This is a genomic window from Pricia antarctica, assembly GCF_900101815.1.
GTDB classification, from domain to species: domain Bacteria; phylum Bacteroidota; class Bacteroidia; order Flavobacteriales; family Flavobacteriaceae; genus Pricia; species Pricia antarctica.
The window spans coordinates 456,892-470,343 of sequence record NZ_FNAO01000001.1; the positions used below are offsets into that span (position 1 = coordinate 456,892).

Below are 13,452 nucleotides of genomic sequence, written 5' to 3' on the forward strand. Positions count from 1 at the left end.
AAATATGATACATTTTCATCTAATACTCTTTCTGACCCTAACGCTATTTTCAAACAAAGTAGCTGCCCAAGAATTCGACATCGTTATCAAGGGCGGCCATGTCATCGATGCCAAGAATAACATCGATACTGCAATGGACGTGGCTATCAAGGACGGCAAGATTGCCGGGGTGGCAAAGAACATCGACGGAAAAAAAGGGGTACAAGTGGTCGATGCCAAAGGGCTTTACGTCACTCCTGGCCTTATCGATATCCATGGGCATGTTTTTGCCGGTACCGAGCCTCGCCACGCCTACAGCAATGGTTTTAGTGCCCTTGCCCCCGACGGTTTTACCTTTCGGGTAGGGGTAACTACGATAGTGGACTGTGGCGGTTCAGGTTGGAAATCGTTTCCGACCTTCAAGGAAAACGTCATCGACAGGTCGAAGACCCGGGTGCTCGCCTTTTTGAACATTGTAGGGGAAGGAATGCGCGGCGGCACTTATGAGCAGGATACCCATGATATGGATTCAAAATTAAGCGCTAGTGTAGCCAGCCAATATCCACAAGATATTGTCGGTTTCAAGGTGGCCCATTACAATGGCCCTGAATGGATCCCGGTAGACCGGGCCGTAGCCGCAGGAAATAGGTCCGATCTTCCGGTCATCATCGATTTTGGCGGCAGCAATCCCCCGTTGTCCATCGAAGCGCTTTTTATGAAACACCTTCGGCCAGGGGATATCTATACGCATGCTTTTGGGCAGCTAGATAGTAGGGAAGCGATTGTGGACTTAAAAACGAAAGAAGTAAAACCATTCGTAATCGAGGCCCAAAAAAAGGGCATTATTTTCGATGTGGGATATGGGGGCATCAGCTTTGCCTACTCCCAGGCCATTCCCGCGGTGAAAGAAGGTTTTTATCCCAACACTATCAGCACAGATCTGCATACGGGCAGCATGAACAATGCCATGAAGGACATGCTCAACGTTATGTCCAAATTTATGTTGATGGGTATGGATCTCAAAGAGGTGATTGCGGCCAGCACATGGCATCCCGCAAAAGCCATTAAAAGAGAAAATCTAGGGAATCTTTCGGTAGGTGCGCCCGCCGATGTAACCCTGCTTGCGGTAAGGGAGGGCAACTTCGGTTTTTTCGATTACACCGGTTATAAAATGGAGGGGGATAAAAAACTGGAGTGCGAACTCACCATACGCGACGGAAAGATCGTGTACGACCTGAACGGCATTGCAGCACCCATCGTAGTCAGGTAATCGCCATAAAATCCAAGGACCTTAAAAAGCCAACATTCGATATATGCTTCCATTGATAAACTAAAATCCAAAAATAAATTGGTCATCATGGCTAAAAGGCAGGAGTTACTTACATTTATAGCTTATAGAACGAAATTTTATAATTGAATCAGAAATAGGTAATCAAAAAAAACACTAAAAATGGAAAACAAGACAACTAGAAGGGCTTCTTTTAAAAAAATGGGAATGGGCTTGGCAGCTATTTTCGGTATTAGTAGCGTAAATGCCATGGGGAAAGAACCGGTTAAAGCAACAAAAGAAGTGGTCGGGGATATAACGTACGATCAGGAGATACCTTTATTTTCTGGAGGTGTCAAACACGGCAATACCTTATACATTGCCGGAAAGGGAGCTCATGTAGAACCCTATGAAATTAAGGCGCATACCGAAATCGTACTGCAAGAACTTCAAAAAGAGCTTGAAAAACACGGCAGCTCCATGGAAAAAGTACTAAAAGTCAATGTATATCTTGCCGATTTGGGCGACTATAAGGGAATGAACGAGGTATTCAGGGGCCGTTTTGGCAAAAACCCTCCCGTTAGGACTACGGTAGCCACCTATGGAGGGGTACCTGGAGATTCTTTGGTGGAAATGGATTGTATAGCCTCGTTGGACTAATACGTAAAATGGTATTAATCCGATATATTCCATCATAATGAAGCACACGCTTAATTATATAGTATTGTCCGCCATTTGTTTTTTTCTGACCGATGGACTTTGCTCACAAACGATTCCCAAGGAAGAACTTATATTTCTTACTTCCGAATGGAAGGGGGAACGCTTCGATGACGGTCGTCCCAAATTGCCCGACGAAATTTTGGAAAGGGCAAAGAAAATCGGAATCGACGATGCATGGACCGTGTTGGAAAACCAAGGCTATACCAACCAGTTCGAAGGCAATTGGAAAATGTTGCACGACGATGTACCCGTTGTAGGAAGAGCTCTTACGGCACTCTTCATGCCCAGTCGCCCCGATGTGGAGAAAAGCATCAAGGAAAGGGGCATTAGTTCCCAAGGGAGAAAAGGCAACACCAACTCTTGGCCCATAGAAGAGCTTACCCAGGGCGATGTATACGTGGCCGACAGTTTCGGCAAAATCGACGCGGGTACCCTTATGGGCGCCACCTTGGCGACCTCAATTTTTAGTAAATCAGGTAACGGTGTGGTTTTTAACGGCAGTGCAAGAGATCTTGAGAGCATCAGTCAAATCGAGGGGTTCAATGCTTTCGTACGTGATTTTCATCCTTCATTTCTCGAAGGGGAGGTGCTGATGGGGCTGAATACCCCTATCCGTATCGGAGGGGCAATGGTATTACCAGGTGATCTGGTGCTGGCCAAAAGGGAGGGAGTCCTGTTTATTCCCGCGCATCTGGCAGAGCAGGTAGTCGGTACGGCGGAGTTCGTTGCCCTCAAAGATGTTTTCGGTTTCGAAATGGTCAAATCTAATCAATATACCACGGGCGAAATAGATAGCCAGTGGGCCGAAAAAATCAAGAAAGATTTTGTCAAATGGCTCGAAAAGCATCCTGAACTTGGCAAAATGACCAGTGAACAAGTGGATAACATTTTGAGCAAGCGGACGTGGTAATATCCCGAAGATCAGGCGTATACACTGTAAAGTTCTTGCAAAAGCTTTTTTTAAAAAGACCAGCGTTCAATATATCTTTCCAACCCAGACCAAACAAGAAATACCATGAAAAAAGTCAACCTATATTCCCTGAGCCTAGGACTCGCAGCCTTACTTTTACTCGTTATCATTGGCATGATCTTTACGGGAAATATTGCTAGTGCCGGGCCATTTATCTTGGTGTTTTTTGCCGTATTGGCCGTCGGTTTTAGCGGATACAGATCCCTGAACGGCCTGGTATTTACCACTATGATCTTTGCCGGGGTATCGGCAGCCTTGTACTACCCCCAACTTTTCACTTATATCGGGGATTTTAAATTGACCATTCTGATCATTCCGCTAATCCAGATTATCATGTTCGGTATGGGCACCCAAATGGGGCTAAAAGATTTCGCCGCGGTCTTCAAGACCCCTAGGGGCGTTGTGATCGGTGTTGCCGCACAGCTGCTGATCATGCCCCTGGTCGGTTTTGCGTTGGCCAAGATGAGCAATTTTCCGCCCGAGATAGCGGCCGGCATCGTATTGATCGGATGTTCGCCCAGCGGGGTCGCCTCGAACGTCATGGCCTATCTGGCCAATGCGAATTTGGCACTCTCCATTACCATAACCTCCATTGCCACGTTATTGGCACCCTTCCTGACCCCCCTGTTGATGAAGTTGTTGGCCGGGGAATTCGTGGAAATCGATGTGCTCGATATGATGTGGAGCATTACAAAGATGATCATTATTCCCATCGGGGCGGGATTGTTGTTCAACCGGCTCTTTAAGACCAAATGGCTCGACAAGGCCATGCCTTTAGTGTCCATGTTGGCCATTGGCATTATTATTACCATTATCACGGCCGCGGGCAGGGACAGTCTTCTGGAGATCGGGGGGATTTTGATGCTATTGGTCCTCGTACACAATGTATTCGGCTATACCCTTGGGTATTGGTTCGCCCGTCTTTTCAAGATGCCCGAACAGGATGCACGCACCATCGCCATCGAGGTGGGTATGCAGAACGGCGGACTTGCCTCGGGCATTGCTAATTCCTTAGGGAAGATCGCCACCATGGGCCTAGCACCGGCGGTTTTCGGACCGTTAATGAACGTTACGGGGTCGATTCTGGCTTCCTACTGGCATAAAAGGCCGCCTCTTTCCACGGCAAAAGCTAAGACGGCCGATACTTTATAGGAAACAATTTCCCGCCCACTAGTCATCTCCTCCAAAAAATTATAAAAGTAAATCGGCTATATCCAAATTCAAGCAGCCGGGGATTAACATTTAAATTCTGCTTTAAATAATACAAATATAAATTTTATTAAAAATTATTTTATCAGAATATTTTGTATAATTTTAACTATATTCAAAGTAAGGTTAGAGTAGCATCTCTATTCAAAGATTCGCGTGGTAAAAATTAAAAAACCAATTAATAACTAATTCGTAAATTATGAAGCAACACTACGAGAATGCAAGGTCACCTTGGTGTCTCCTAAAAATCGATTTGAAACTGAAATTGACCGTCTTTTCCCTAATCTTTTCACTGTTTCAGGCGCAGGCCAATTCATACGCCAATAAGACCGTATTACGCATACCTCTCAAAAACGCTAGTTTTGAGAAGAAGATACCCAACGTGATATCCATTCCTTTTGACAAGAACACTAGGTTACAGCAACAGATTTCGGGAACCGTTTCCGATGCCACCGGGGTTCCTTTGGCGGGCGCTAACATCTTAGAAAAAGGCACTACCAATGGTACCCAGACCGATTTTGACGGTAATTTTACCCTCGAAGTGGGCGACGACGCCATTTTGGTCATTTCCTATATCGGTTTTACCACTAAAGAAGTGAGCGTTGACGGCCAATCGAATATCTCGGTAAGTTTGGACGAAAATGCCGCAGGTCTGGATGAAGTGGTCGTGGTCGGATATGGAACGCAAAGTAGGGCAAAGGTCACCGGGGCAATTAGTACGGTTCCCACCGATCAAATTGCGCAAAGGCCCGTAACCAACACTGCAAATGCCTTGCAGGGCCAAGTTCCTGGTCTAACCGTCTTTAATTCGGGAGGAGCACCGGGAGTTGAAGACGTTAAAATACGCATTCGAGGGGTTGGTACCCTTAACAATTCCAACCCTTTAGTTTTGGTAGATGGTATTGAGCAGTCTCTTGGCACCGTTGAACCTCAGAATATAGAATCAATTTCAGTGTTAAAAGATGCCGCTTCCGCCGCTATTTACGGATCGAGAGCTGCAAACGGAGTTATTCTTGTGACTACAAAACGTGGAGCTTCAACTGGGGTAAAGTTATCCTACAATGCTTTATTTGGTGTTCAGCACCCTAGTTTCTTTCCGGAAAAAGCGGATGATGAGTCATGGATGAGGCTGGAAAATACGGCTCAGGTAAATGCGGGTGGCACTCCCACCTATTCCGAGGAATATATTTCAAATGTACTTGCCGGCACCAAGCCCTTAGAATTCCCATTTGCCAATTGGGAAGAAGGGATTTTCAGAAATGGGGCTCTAATGAACCAACACAGTTTTTCAATATCGGCAGGTAGTGAAATCGGAAAAATATTTACGTCTGTAAATTACAACGATACAGACGGTGTCATTAAAAACTTTAATAATAAAAGAACTACCGTGCTTGTCAATGCAGACTTGTATGCCAACGATAAACTTACTTTTAAGGTAGGGCTTATGTACCGGAACGGGAATTTTAGCGGACCAGGACATGCCATAAATTCTTCAGGAATAGCGGGACAACAGATTGTTCAGGCCCTTCTTCATATGAATAGAAATGTCGTGATGGAATACCCTGATGGAACCTACGATTTAATTTCAGGACAGTGGAATGCCGATGCGATGGCGACCGAGGGAGAAACGAATAGGATTTCAAATGATGTTGTGGCACAGGGAGGAATTGATTATTCAATCAGTGATGCACTGACGCTTAGAGGCAATGTTACCTATAAATCGAATAATCAAGGTACCGATACCTTTATGAATAGTTTGGCAGGTATGAAAAATTACGTTACCGGTGAGCCCGTAACCGTATCGGGGTGGTTTGCGACAAATAAGTTGACCGAGGCAACCTTTACTGAAAAGGAATTAAGCCAAAGATTATATCTGGATTATGAGAAGGATTTTGGTTCCCACGACCTTGGTGGGCTCTTGGGATACGAAGAAATCCATTACAATAACAAAATCGTTTCGGCTTCTCGGGAAGGTTTTTTTAACAATGACCTAAGAGATTTAGACGCAGGAGGAGTCGATAATCAACAGATAAGTGGACATCGGGAAGAATGGCGGCTTCGCTCCGTGTTTGGAAGGCTTAATTATTCCTTTGATGACAGATATTTGCTTCAAGCCAATTTAAGAATTGATGGTTCCTCCCGGTTTGGGGACGGTAATAGATATGGTTATTTTCCTTCGGTCTCTGCCGGGTGGAATATAACCAATGAGTCGTTCATGGAAAACGTTTCTGATGGTGCAGTGCTCAGTAACCTTAAATTAAGGGCATCTTGGGGGCAGTTGGGGAATCAGGATATCGGACTCAATAAGTTTAGAAGCACATACAACCTGAACCAAAACTATCAATTTGCTGGGAACCCCGTTTCCGGGTCAGCTATAACCCAGGCTGGAAATCCAAATATTACCTGGGAAACGGCAACAATAACCAATATTGGACTAGATGCTTCTTTTTTGAATGACCGATTATCATTTGTAGCTGAGTACTTTTGGAAGTATACCGATGATATCTTATTAGAATTACCCATTTCAAGCACCATTGGCGTAGACGCACCTGTTCAAAATGCGGCAGCAGTTTCAAATAATGGGTATGAACTTAGTCTAAGTTATAACAGTGTTTATAAACCCGATAACGGCTTCAATTACTCCATAGGTGTTAACTTTTCCGATGTAATCAACAAGATTGAAGATTTGAAGGGTGCAGGGCCTTACTTCAACGATGGTTTTACGGTTTGGCAAGAGGGGTATTCTATTAACACACTTAGAGGATTGGATTCACCGGGTCTGTACCGTACCCAAGCCGATTTAGATCAATACCCGGTACGTTTAAGTTCCAGTGCAACAATTGGCGATATCATTTACAAAGACGTGAACGGCGACGGGGTCATATCACAATCCCTTGCTCCCGGAGGAGATCAGATTATCATTGGCAATGAGGATCCTAGATATGAATTTGGTATAAGGGCCAGTGCTTCCTTTAAAGGTTTTGACCTATCCATGTTTTGGCAGGGTGTGGGAAAACAATATCATACTCTAGATGGTGCATTGGTGGAAGGACCTGCTTATCAGAACTTCATACCCAGTGAAATGACCGCAAACGCTTATGACCCGGTTCAAAATCCTGATGGAACATGGCCTAGGGCAATAGCTGGTGGTAATTGGAATATTGTAAAATCGAATTTCTGGTTAGTCGACACTAAATATATCAGGTTAAAAAACTTTCAAGTGGGCTATACTATAGATCAGAAAGTGTTTTCTAACTTTAGAATTTATGTTTCCGGAGAAAACATGGTGACATTTACCCCCCAGAATCTTTTTGATCCTGAAACCCCAAGAGGTAGAAGTCAGTTCTTTCCACAAACAAAGACTATGAGTTTAGGTTTAAACATCGAATTTTAAAAAAACATTATGAAAAGATATACATATATAAAAGGTTTATTCTTCTTCGTTGTTACTGTCTCGTTAACGGGATGTAGTGATAGTCTGGATATAGCCCCAACGGGCGCGGTTTCTGACGACACCTATTGGAATACCGTAAGGGATGCAGAGTTAGCGGTTAATGCCGTATATGCCGAAATGGATGGTACACAAATGGTAATTGCGTTGGATGGCGTTACCGATATCGGATATCACAAGTATTCTAATGTTCCTACTTTTAATGATGTCCGTTTTGGTGAAATCGATCCCTCCAACGCTACGATTACCGGCATTTGGAACCGGTACTATATCGGTATCAGAAGGGCAAACGATGTTGTTGCAAATATTGATAAAATAGTAGATAGTGATCAAGCTAAAATTGCAAGAATAACTGCGGAAGCCAGATTTCTCAGGGCGTATTACTATGCGCAACTTTCTAGTTTATGGTGCAATGTACCTTTAATAACAGAACTTGTTGATATAAATGATAATCGTCCTACAAATTCCAAAGAAGAGATAGTCGCCTTTGTGATGAATGAACTGAATGATATTATTAATTCCAATGCTTTGCCAGTAAGCTATTCAGGAGATGACATAGGCAGGGTCACTCAGGGAGCCGCCTTAACCTTAAAAGCGAGAGTGGCGATCCGAAATAACGATTTTCAGGTGGCCCGCGATGCTTCCAAGGCTGTGATGGATTTGGGTGTTTACAGCCTCTACCCTAATTATCCAGAGTTGTTCCAAGTCGCAGGTCAAAATTCCAGTGAGGTAATTTTTGACAGACAATTCGCAGTCGGTGGTGATACGTATAATGCATTTGGTTATTCTGCAGCTTCCTTGGGAGGTAGTTCGGGAGTAGAGCCCATGAACGGTCTTTTTGAAAAGTATGAGTACACCGGCCCTGTGAATCCAAACAATCCATTTGAAAATAAAGACCCAAGATGGAATTATGTTACTTATTATACCGGGCAGCCGGCAGGAAATGATATCTATAACTCTTGGCCAGATAGTCCTACCGCGGATAAGATCAGTAGTACTGAATTTGCCACGACAAATGGTTACAATTTAAAGAAGTGGGTGGACTTTGAGTCTTTTTCTGCTAATTCAAATCTTGGTGACATAAATATGATTTTGATGCGCTATGCTGATGTTTTGCTGATGTATGCAGAATCTAAAATAGAGTTGAACGAGATCGATCAATCGGTTTATGATGCCATAAATGCCATAAGACAAAGACCAACCGTTGATATGCCTGCAATTACCGAAGGAAAGTCGCAGGCGGAACTAAGGCAAATCGTCAGGGATGAAAGAGCCAGGGAATTGGCCTTCGAAGGCCTGCGGTTGTTTGATATCAATCGTTGGAAAATAGGTGAAGTAAAGGCCGGGGCGGTCAAAGGAATGTATTACATTGACGATTCTGGTCAATGGACTCTTATAGATAAGGGAAGGGTCGCTACTTTCAATGAAAATAGAGACTATTGCTGGCCTGTTCCCCAAGAAGAAATGGATATTAATGATATAATTACCCAGAATCCGGGGTATGTAAAATAAAAAATTATGGCGAAGAAAGATATTGTAATTGGAGAAGGAACAGACCGCAGAACCTTTATAAAAACCACCGGCGCCGCAACGATCTACAGTGCCGCCACTTTGAACATGGGCTTTGCGAACCCTCTGTTTTCAGGAAGTAAAGAAACTTTGAAAGTAGGTTTAGTTGGCTGCGGCGGCAGAGGTACCGGAGCTGCATCACAAGCGATTTCCGCAGATCCCGATACGGTCTTGTACGCCATGGCAGACATCTTTGAAGACCGGCTTAACAGTTCTTTGGAGATACTTAAAAAAACGCACGCAGAAAAGGTGCAAGTGGACAAAGAACGGCAGTTCATCGGTTTCGACGCTTTCCAAAAACTAATCGATTCAGGTGTTGATGTGGTATTGTTAGCCTGCCCGCCCGGGTTTAGGCCTGATCATCTTACCGCGGCCATCGATGCGGGCAAACACGTATTCTATGAAAAACCGGTAGCAGTCGATGCCCCTGGGGTCCGTAAAGTGCTGGCTGCTGCAAAAAAGGCAAAGGAAAAAAACCTATCGATGGTATCGGGATTTTGTTTTCGGTACGATTTGCCCAAACAGGCGCTGTATGGAAAAGTGTTGGCCGGGGACATTGGGGAGATTAAAGCGGTTTCGACTACCCGAAACGGTGGCGAGCTTTGGTACAAAGAAAGACAGCCCGATTGGAACGATATGGAATACCATATGCGTAATTGGTATTACTACAACTGGCTTTCTGGAGATTTTTTAGTGGAGATGTTCGTGCATAGCCTCGATATGATTACTTGGGCCATGGGCGATAAAATGCCGAAAACGGCAACCGGAACCGGAGGCCGACAGTGGAGAACGGATGAAAAATACGGTAATATTTACGATCATTTCGCACTGGAGTATGAATACGATAACGGGGTCAAAGGCTACGCCTTTACCCGGCAGCAAAACGGGGGCTCCTCCAAAAACTCCGTCGAAATAATGGGCACCGATGGCAATGCCTTATACGAAGGCACAAGACATGAGATTACAGGCAAAAACCCATGGCGGTACCAGGGGGAGGAGAACGATATGTACCAGTCGGAACACGATGCACTGTTTAAATCTATCCGGCAGGGTAATGGAATCAATGATGGTGAAATGGCAGCCAATAGCACATTAATGGGAGTTATGAGTAGAACGGCTGCCTACACCGGACAGACAGTTACATGGGAAGAGGTCATGAATTCAACAAATGTATTGGGGCCCGATAGCTATAGTTGGGATTTAGAATATCAGGGGCCAAAAATAGCGGTTCCAGGGGTTACAAGGTAATAAGTTGTTACGTTAAACCATAATTGCCGCTAAATCCAATGTGTCTGCGTTAATTGTGGCTTAACATAACTTATGGCATTTTCCAACTATTGAATTTGAAAAATGAAAAAATCATTAAAAACTATCAGTACCCATCTGTCCATTTTCTTCATTGTAGCGGCCTATAGCCTTTGCAACGCCCAACACGAAGCTTTTGAGTTCGAGTTCGGCACATCAACTACGTTAGAAAACTCATTATCTGGCAATACAGACAACGACTCTACGCTCAAATGGATCAATGTCAACACGGTTAAAAAAGGATGGACCGTCAACGACGATGGAGTCTTAGTTAATTTGGGACTTCCTATAGGTGTTGTACGTTCGGAAAAACAATATGAAAATTTCATTCTGCACGTAGAGTGGATGCATATGGAGGCGGGCGGAAACTCGGGGGTTTTCGCATGGAGCGGCGCCAATCCCCCGGCGGACTCCCCTTTGCCTGACGGTGTGGAAATCCAGATGCTCGAACTCGATTGGGTGAACATCAACGCCAAGAATGGTGTGCAGCAACCTATAGCCTATGTTCATGGCGAGGTCTGGGGTGTTGGCGGTGTTGTGACCGATCCAGATAATCCCAGGGGGGAGCGAAGTAAATCCATCGAAAACCGCGCCAAGGGAAAAGGAGTATGGAATACCTACGACGTAGTGGCCGTAGATGGCGTCATCAAACTATCGGTCAATGGGAAATTTGTAAACGGTATTTCGAAATCGACACAAAAGAAAGGATATTTCTGCCTTGAATCCGAGGGAGCGGAAATCCATTTTAGGAATTTTAAGATTATTGAACTGCCTCCGGGTGTAACTTCCGAAGAGCAAACGGCGCCTAAGTTATAAAAGTTCGCACAGGCATCAATGCAGCAAAACAGGTAAAAGGCCATGAAAACATTATGGATTGTCATCATAATATCCCTTTCTTTCTTGTTTATGGATGAGGAGGAGTTTTATACCTTAGAAGATTTTGGCAAGGTAGAAAAAATTGATGTGCATACCCATATTTGGACCGACCGCAAGACCTTTGTAGATCAAGCCAAAAAAGATAATTTCCGTATGCTCAATATTGTAGTAGACCTTTCTAAAGGGCAGGAATACGTTGAAAAACAATTTGATTATTGCGCCGTTCAGAAAAAGGCGCATCCCGATGAATTTGAGATCGCTGCCTCATTTTCGATAGCCGATTGGGACGACCCCGATTTTACTAAAAACACGATTGTCTATCTCGACAAGTGTTTCGCAGATGGGGCGATTGCGGTAAAGGTTTGGAAGAACATCGGGATGGTCTTTAGGGATAAGAACAACGAACTTGTTATGGTCGATAATCCCAAGCTTGACCCAATTTTCGACCATCTCGCAAAACGGAAAATACCCTTGTTGGGGCATTTGGGCGAACCGCAAAACTGTTGGCTTCCCTTGGATGAAATGACAGTAAACAATGACCGGGAGTATTTTAAGGAACATCCCGAATACCACATGTATAAACATCCCGAACTACCGTCGTATCAAGAACAGATCGCTGCCCGCGACCGGATGCTAGAAAAACACCCTGATCTTGTCTTTATGGGCGCGCATATGGGCAGTCTCGAATGGAGCGTGGACGAGCTGGCAAAGCGTTTGGACAAGTTTCCCAATATGAGCGTGGACCTCGCCGCTAGACTGGGACAAGTATTTTATCAGACCATTCAGGACCGCAGAAAGGTGCGCGATTTTTTTATTAAATACCAAGACCGCATCCTATATGCCACAGACAAGGCCGATGATGGCGATGAAAATCCTGTTGCCCTTCAAAAAGATATCCACGACAGATGGTTACAGGATTGGCGTTTTTTTGTGACCGATGATACGATGCGTAGTGAACGGGTAAACGGAGAGTTCGCGGGGCTAAAGCTCCCAAAAGAGGCCGTAGACAAAATCTTCTCGCAAAACGCTAAAAAGTGGCTCGGAATGTTTGCCGATTAAAAAATAGCGTCATGCCCCGGCAAGGCCGGTATGGCACCAAATTTCTTAGTGGTTAAAGCTCCTGCCTTGTTAGCCTTCTCTACCATTTCAACAAATCGTTCGTTATCGTCCAAAATTAAGTGGGGGTCGTTTAGTAGGGAAATCTGATAGAGCAAACATCCAATAAAAGCATCTCCGGCACCGGTGGTATCAATAGGATCTACCTTAATAGTTGCGACCATTTGTTTGAGGCTTGGGGTGCTGATCAATGTACCTTTTTCCCCAAGGGTTATGGTTATGATTTGCGTACCGATTTCGTGGAGAATGGCGCAGGCTTTTTCCAACTCCTTTTCCCCGGATAACAATTGGGCTTCCTCCAAACTGAACTTGCACAAATGTGCCTTTTCAATAAAATGCATACATTTTTTGACGAAGATTTTTTCCTCCCCCTTCCAGAGATCACCCCGAAAGTTGGGGTCAAAGCTGATAAAAGCCTTTTGGGTCAGGGCATCGAACAGGTAACGGCAATAAGCCTCTTCAAGCCCACCTCCCAATAATGCGGTCGCCGCACCAAAATGCACCATATTTTCTTCGAAACCCTTCTTAATCGCGGAATCGTATTTGAGTTTTTTATCGGCTCCACGACTGAAGACGAAATCTCGCTCGCCATCCGCGGCAATGGAGACATAAGCTAATGTGGTAAAGGTCTTCGAACGTTGCGCCAAAGAGGTGTCCACCTTGTTTTGTTCCAACACATCCAACAAAAAAGTTCCGAAAGGATCAAGGCCAACGCAGCCTATAAATTTACTATCACCGCCCAGTTTGGCAATGGCACAAGCGACATTTGCGGGAGCACCACCCGGTTTCTTTGTAAATACCTCCGCTTTTGATAGGTCACTGCCCTGATTTTCGGCAACGAAATCGATGAGTAATTCGCCGATACAGTAGATAGTCTTCATTTCTAGAATTTTTCAATCGCTTAAAAGTAAGCACAAATCTGTGATGATACCCTATTTTTGTATGTTTTGCTAGAAAATGGGAATTATAGTAGAGTGCCTGTTCGATATT

At 44.5% G+C, this 13,452-nt stretch carries 10 protein-coding genes; 9 read left to right on the forward strand and 1 reads right to left on the reverse strand.

Annotation, left to right across the window (positions count from 1 at the left end; all coding sequences use genetic code 11):
* Positions 1-4: 4 nt before the first annotated feature.
* The 9 genes from BLT07_RS01895 (at position 5) to BLT07_RS01935 (ending at position 12,405) form a co-directional block, all read left to right on the forward strand.
* Positions 5-1,249 (forward strand): amidohydrolase/deacetylase family metallohydrolase, encoded by a 1,245-nt coding sequence (locus BLT07_RS01895; protein WP_091865145.1) that lies wholly within the window; start codon positions 5-7, stop codon positions 1,247-1,249.
* A 180-nt stretch (positions 1,250-1,429) separates the two neighbouring features.
* Positions 1,430-1,906 carry a RidA family protein gene (locus tag BLT07_RS01900; protein ID WP_091865147.1) on the forward strand — a complete coding sequence of 159 codons (477 nt, stop codon included), beginning with the start codon at positions 1,430-1,432 and terminating at the stop codon, positions 1,904-1,906.
* 37 nt (positions 1,907-1,943) lie between these two features.
* Positions 1,944-2,876 (forward strand): RraA family protein, encoded by a 933-nt coding sequence (locus BLT07_RS01905; protein WP_091865149.1) that lies wholly within the window; start codon positions 1,944-1,946, stop codon positions 2,874-2,876.
* Between the two features lie 105 nt (positions 2,877-2,981).
* On the forward strand, positions 2,982-4,088 hold the full coding sequence (locus tag BLT07_RS01910) for a bile acid:sodium symporter family protein (protein WP_091865152.1): 1,107 nt from the start codon (positions 2,982-2,984) through the stop codon (positions 4,086-4,088).
* Between the two features lie 256 nt (positions 4,089-4,344).
* The gene (locus tag BLT07_RS01915; RefSeq protein ID WP_091865154.1) at positions 4,345-7,539 is read left to right on the forward strand and encodes a SusC/RagA family TonB-linked outer membrane protein; all 3,195 of its coding nucleotides are present in this window, start codon (positions 4,345-4,347) and stop codon (positions 7,537-7,539) included.
* Positions 7,540-7,548: 9 nt separating this feature from the next.
* Positions 7,549-9,108, forward strand: coding sequence for a RagB/SusD family nutrient uptake outer membrane protein (locus BLT07_RS01920; protein ID WP_091865156.1), 1,560 nt, complete (start codon positions 7,549-7,551; stop codon positions 9,106-9,108).
* Between the two features lie 6 nt (positions 9,109-9,114).
* Entirely contained in the window at positions 9,115-10,413 is a 1,299-nt protein-coding gene (locus BLT07_RS01925) for a Gfo/Idh/MocA family protein (RefSeq protein ID WP_091865158.1), read from the forward strand.
* A gap of 102 nt (positions 10,414-10,515) precedes the next feature.
* Positions 10,516-11,286, forward strand: coding sequence for a 3-keto-disaccharide hydrolase (locus tag BLT07_RS01930; protein ID WP_091865160.1), 771 nt, complete (start codon positions 10,516-10,518; stop codon positions 11,284-11,286).
* A 42-nt stretch (positions 11,287-11,328) separates the two neighbouring features.
* Complete coding sequence (locus tag BLT07_RS01935; protein WP_091865162.1) at positions 11,329-12,405, forward strand: amidohydrolase family protein; 1,077 nt, start codon at positions 11,329-11,331, stop codon at positions 12,403-12,405.
* Here the strand turns inward: BLT07_RS01935 and BLT07_RS01940 are convergent.
* Positions 12,402-13,343: a carbohydrate kinase family protein gene (locus BLT07_RS01940; protein WP_091865164.1), complete on the reverse strand. Its 942-nt coding sequence runs from the start codon at positions 13,341-13,343 to the stop codon at positions 12,402-12,404. The genes BLT07_RS01935 and BLT07_RS01940 overlap by 4 nt on opposite strands.
* Positions 13,344-13,452 lie beyond the last annotated feature (109 nt).

Coding starts and splice junctions, on each gene's coding strand:
- BLT07_RS01935 (WP_091865162.1), top strand. CDS start 11,329: ATGAAAACATTATGGATTGTCATCATAATATCCCTTTCTTTCTTGTTT.
- BLT07_RS01905 (WP_091865149.1), top strand. CDS start 1,944: ATGAAGCACACGCTTAATTATATAGTATTGTCCGCCATTTGTTTTTTT.
- BLT07_RS01920 (WP_091865156.1), top strand. CDS start 7,549: ATGAAAAGATATACATATATAAAAGGTTTATTCTTCTTCGTTGTTACT.
- BLT07_RS01915 (WP_091865154.1), top strand. CDS start 4,345: ATGAAGCAACACTACGAGAATGCAAGGTCACCTTGGTGTCTCCTAAAA.
- BLT07_RS01930 (WP_091865160.1), top strand. CDS start 10,516: ATGAAAAAATCATTAAAAACTATCAGTACCCATCTGTCCATTTTCTTC.
- BLT07_RS01910 (WP_091865152.1), top strand. CDS start 2,982: ATGAAAAAAGTCAACCTATATTCCCTGAGCCTAGGACTCGCAGCCTTA.
- BLT07_RS01925 (WP_091865158.1), top strand. CDS start 9,115: ATGGCGAAGAAAGATATTGTAATTGGAGAAGGAACAGACCGCAGAACC.
- BLT07_RS01900 (WP_091865147.1), top strand. CDS start 1,430: ATGGAAAACAAGACAACTAGAAGGGCTTCTTTTAAAAAAATGGGAATG.
- BLT07_RS01895 (WP_091865145.1), top strand. CDS start 5: ATGATACATTTTCATCTAATACTCTTTCTGACCCTAACGCTATTTTCA.
- BLT07_RS01940 (WP_091865164.1), bottom strand. CDS start 13,343: ATGAAGACTATCTACTGTATCGGCGAATTACTCATCGATTTCGTTGCC.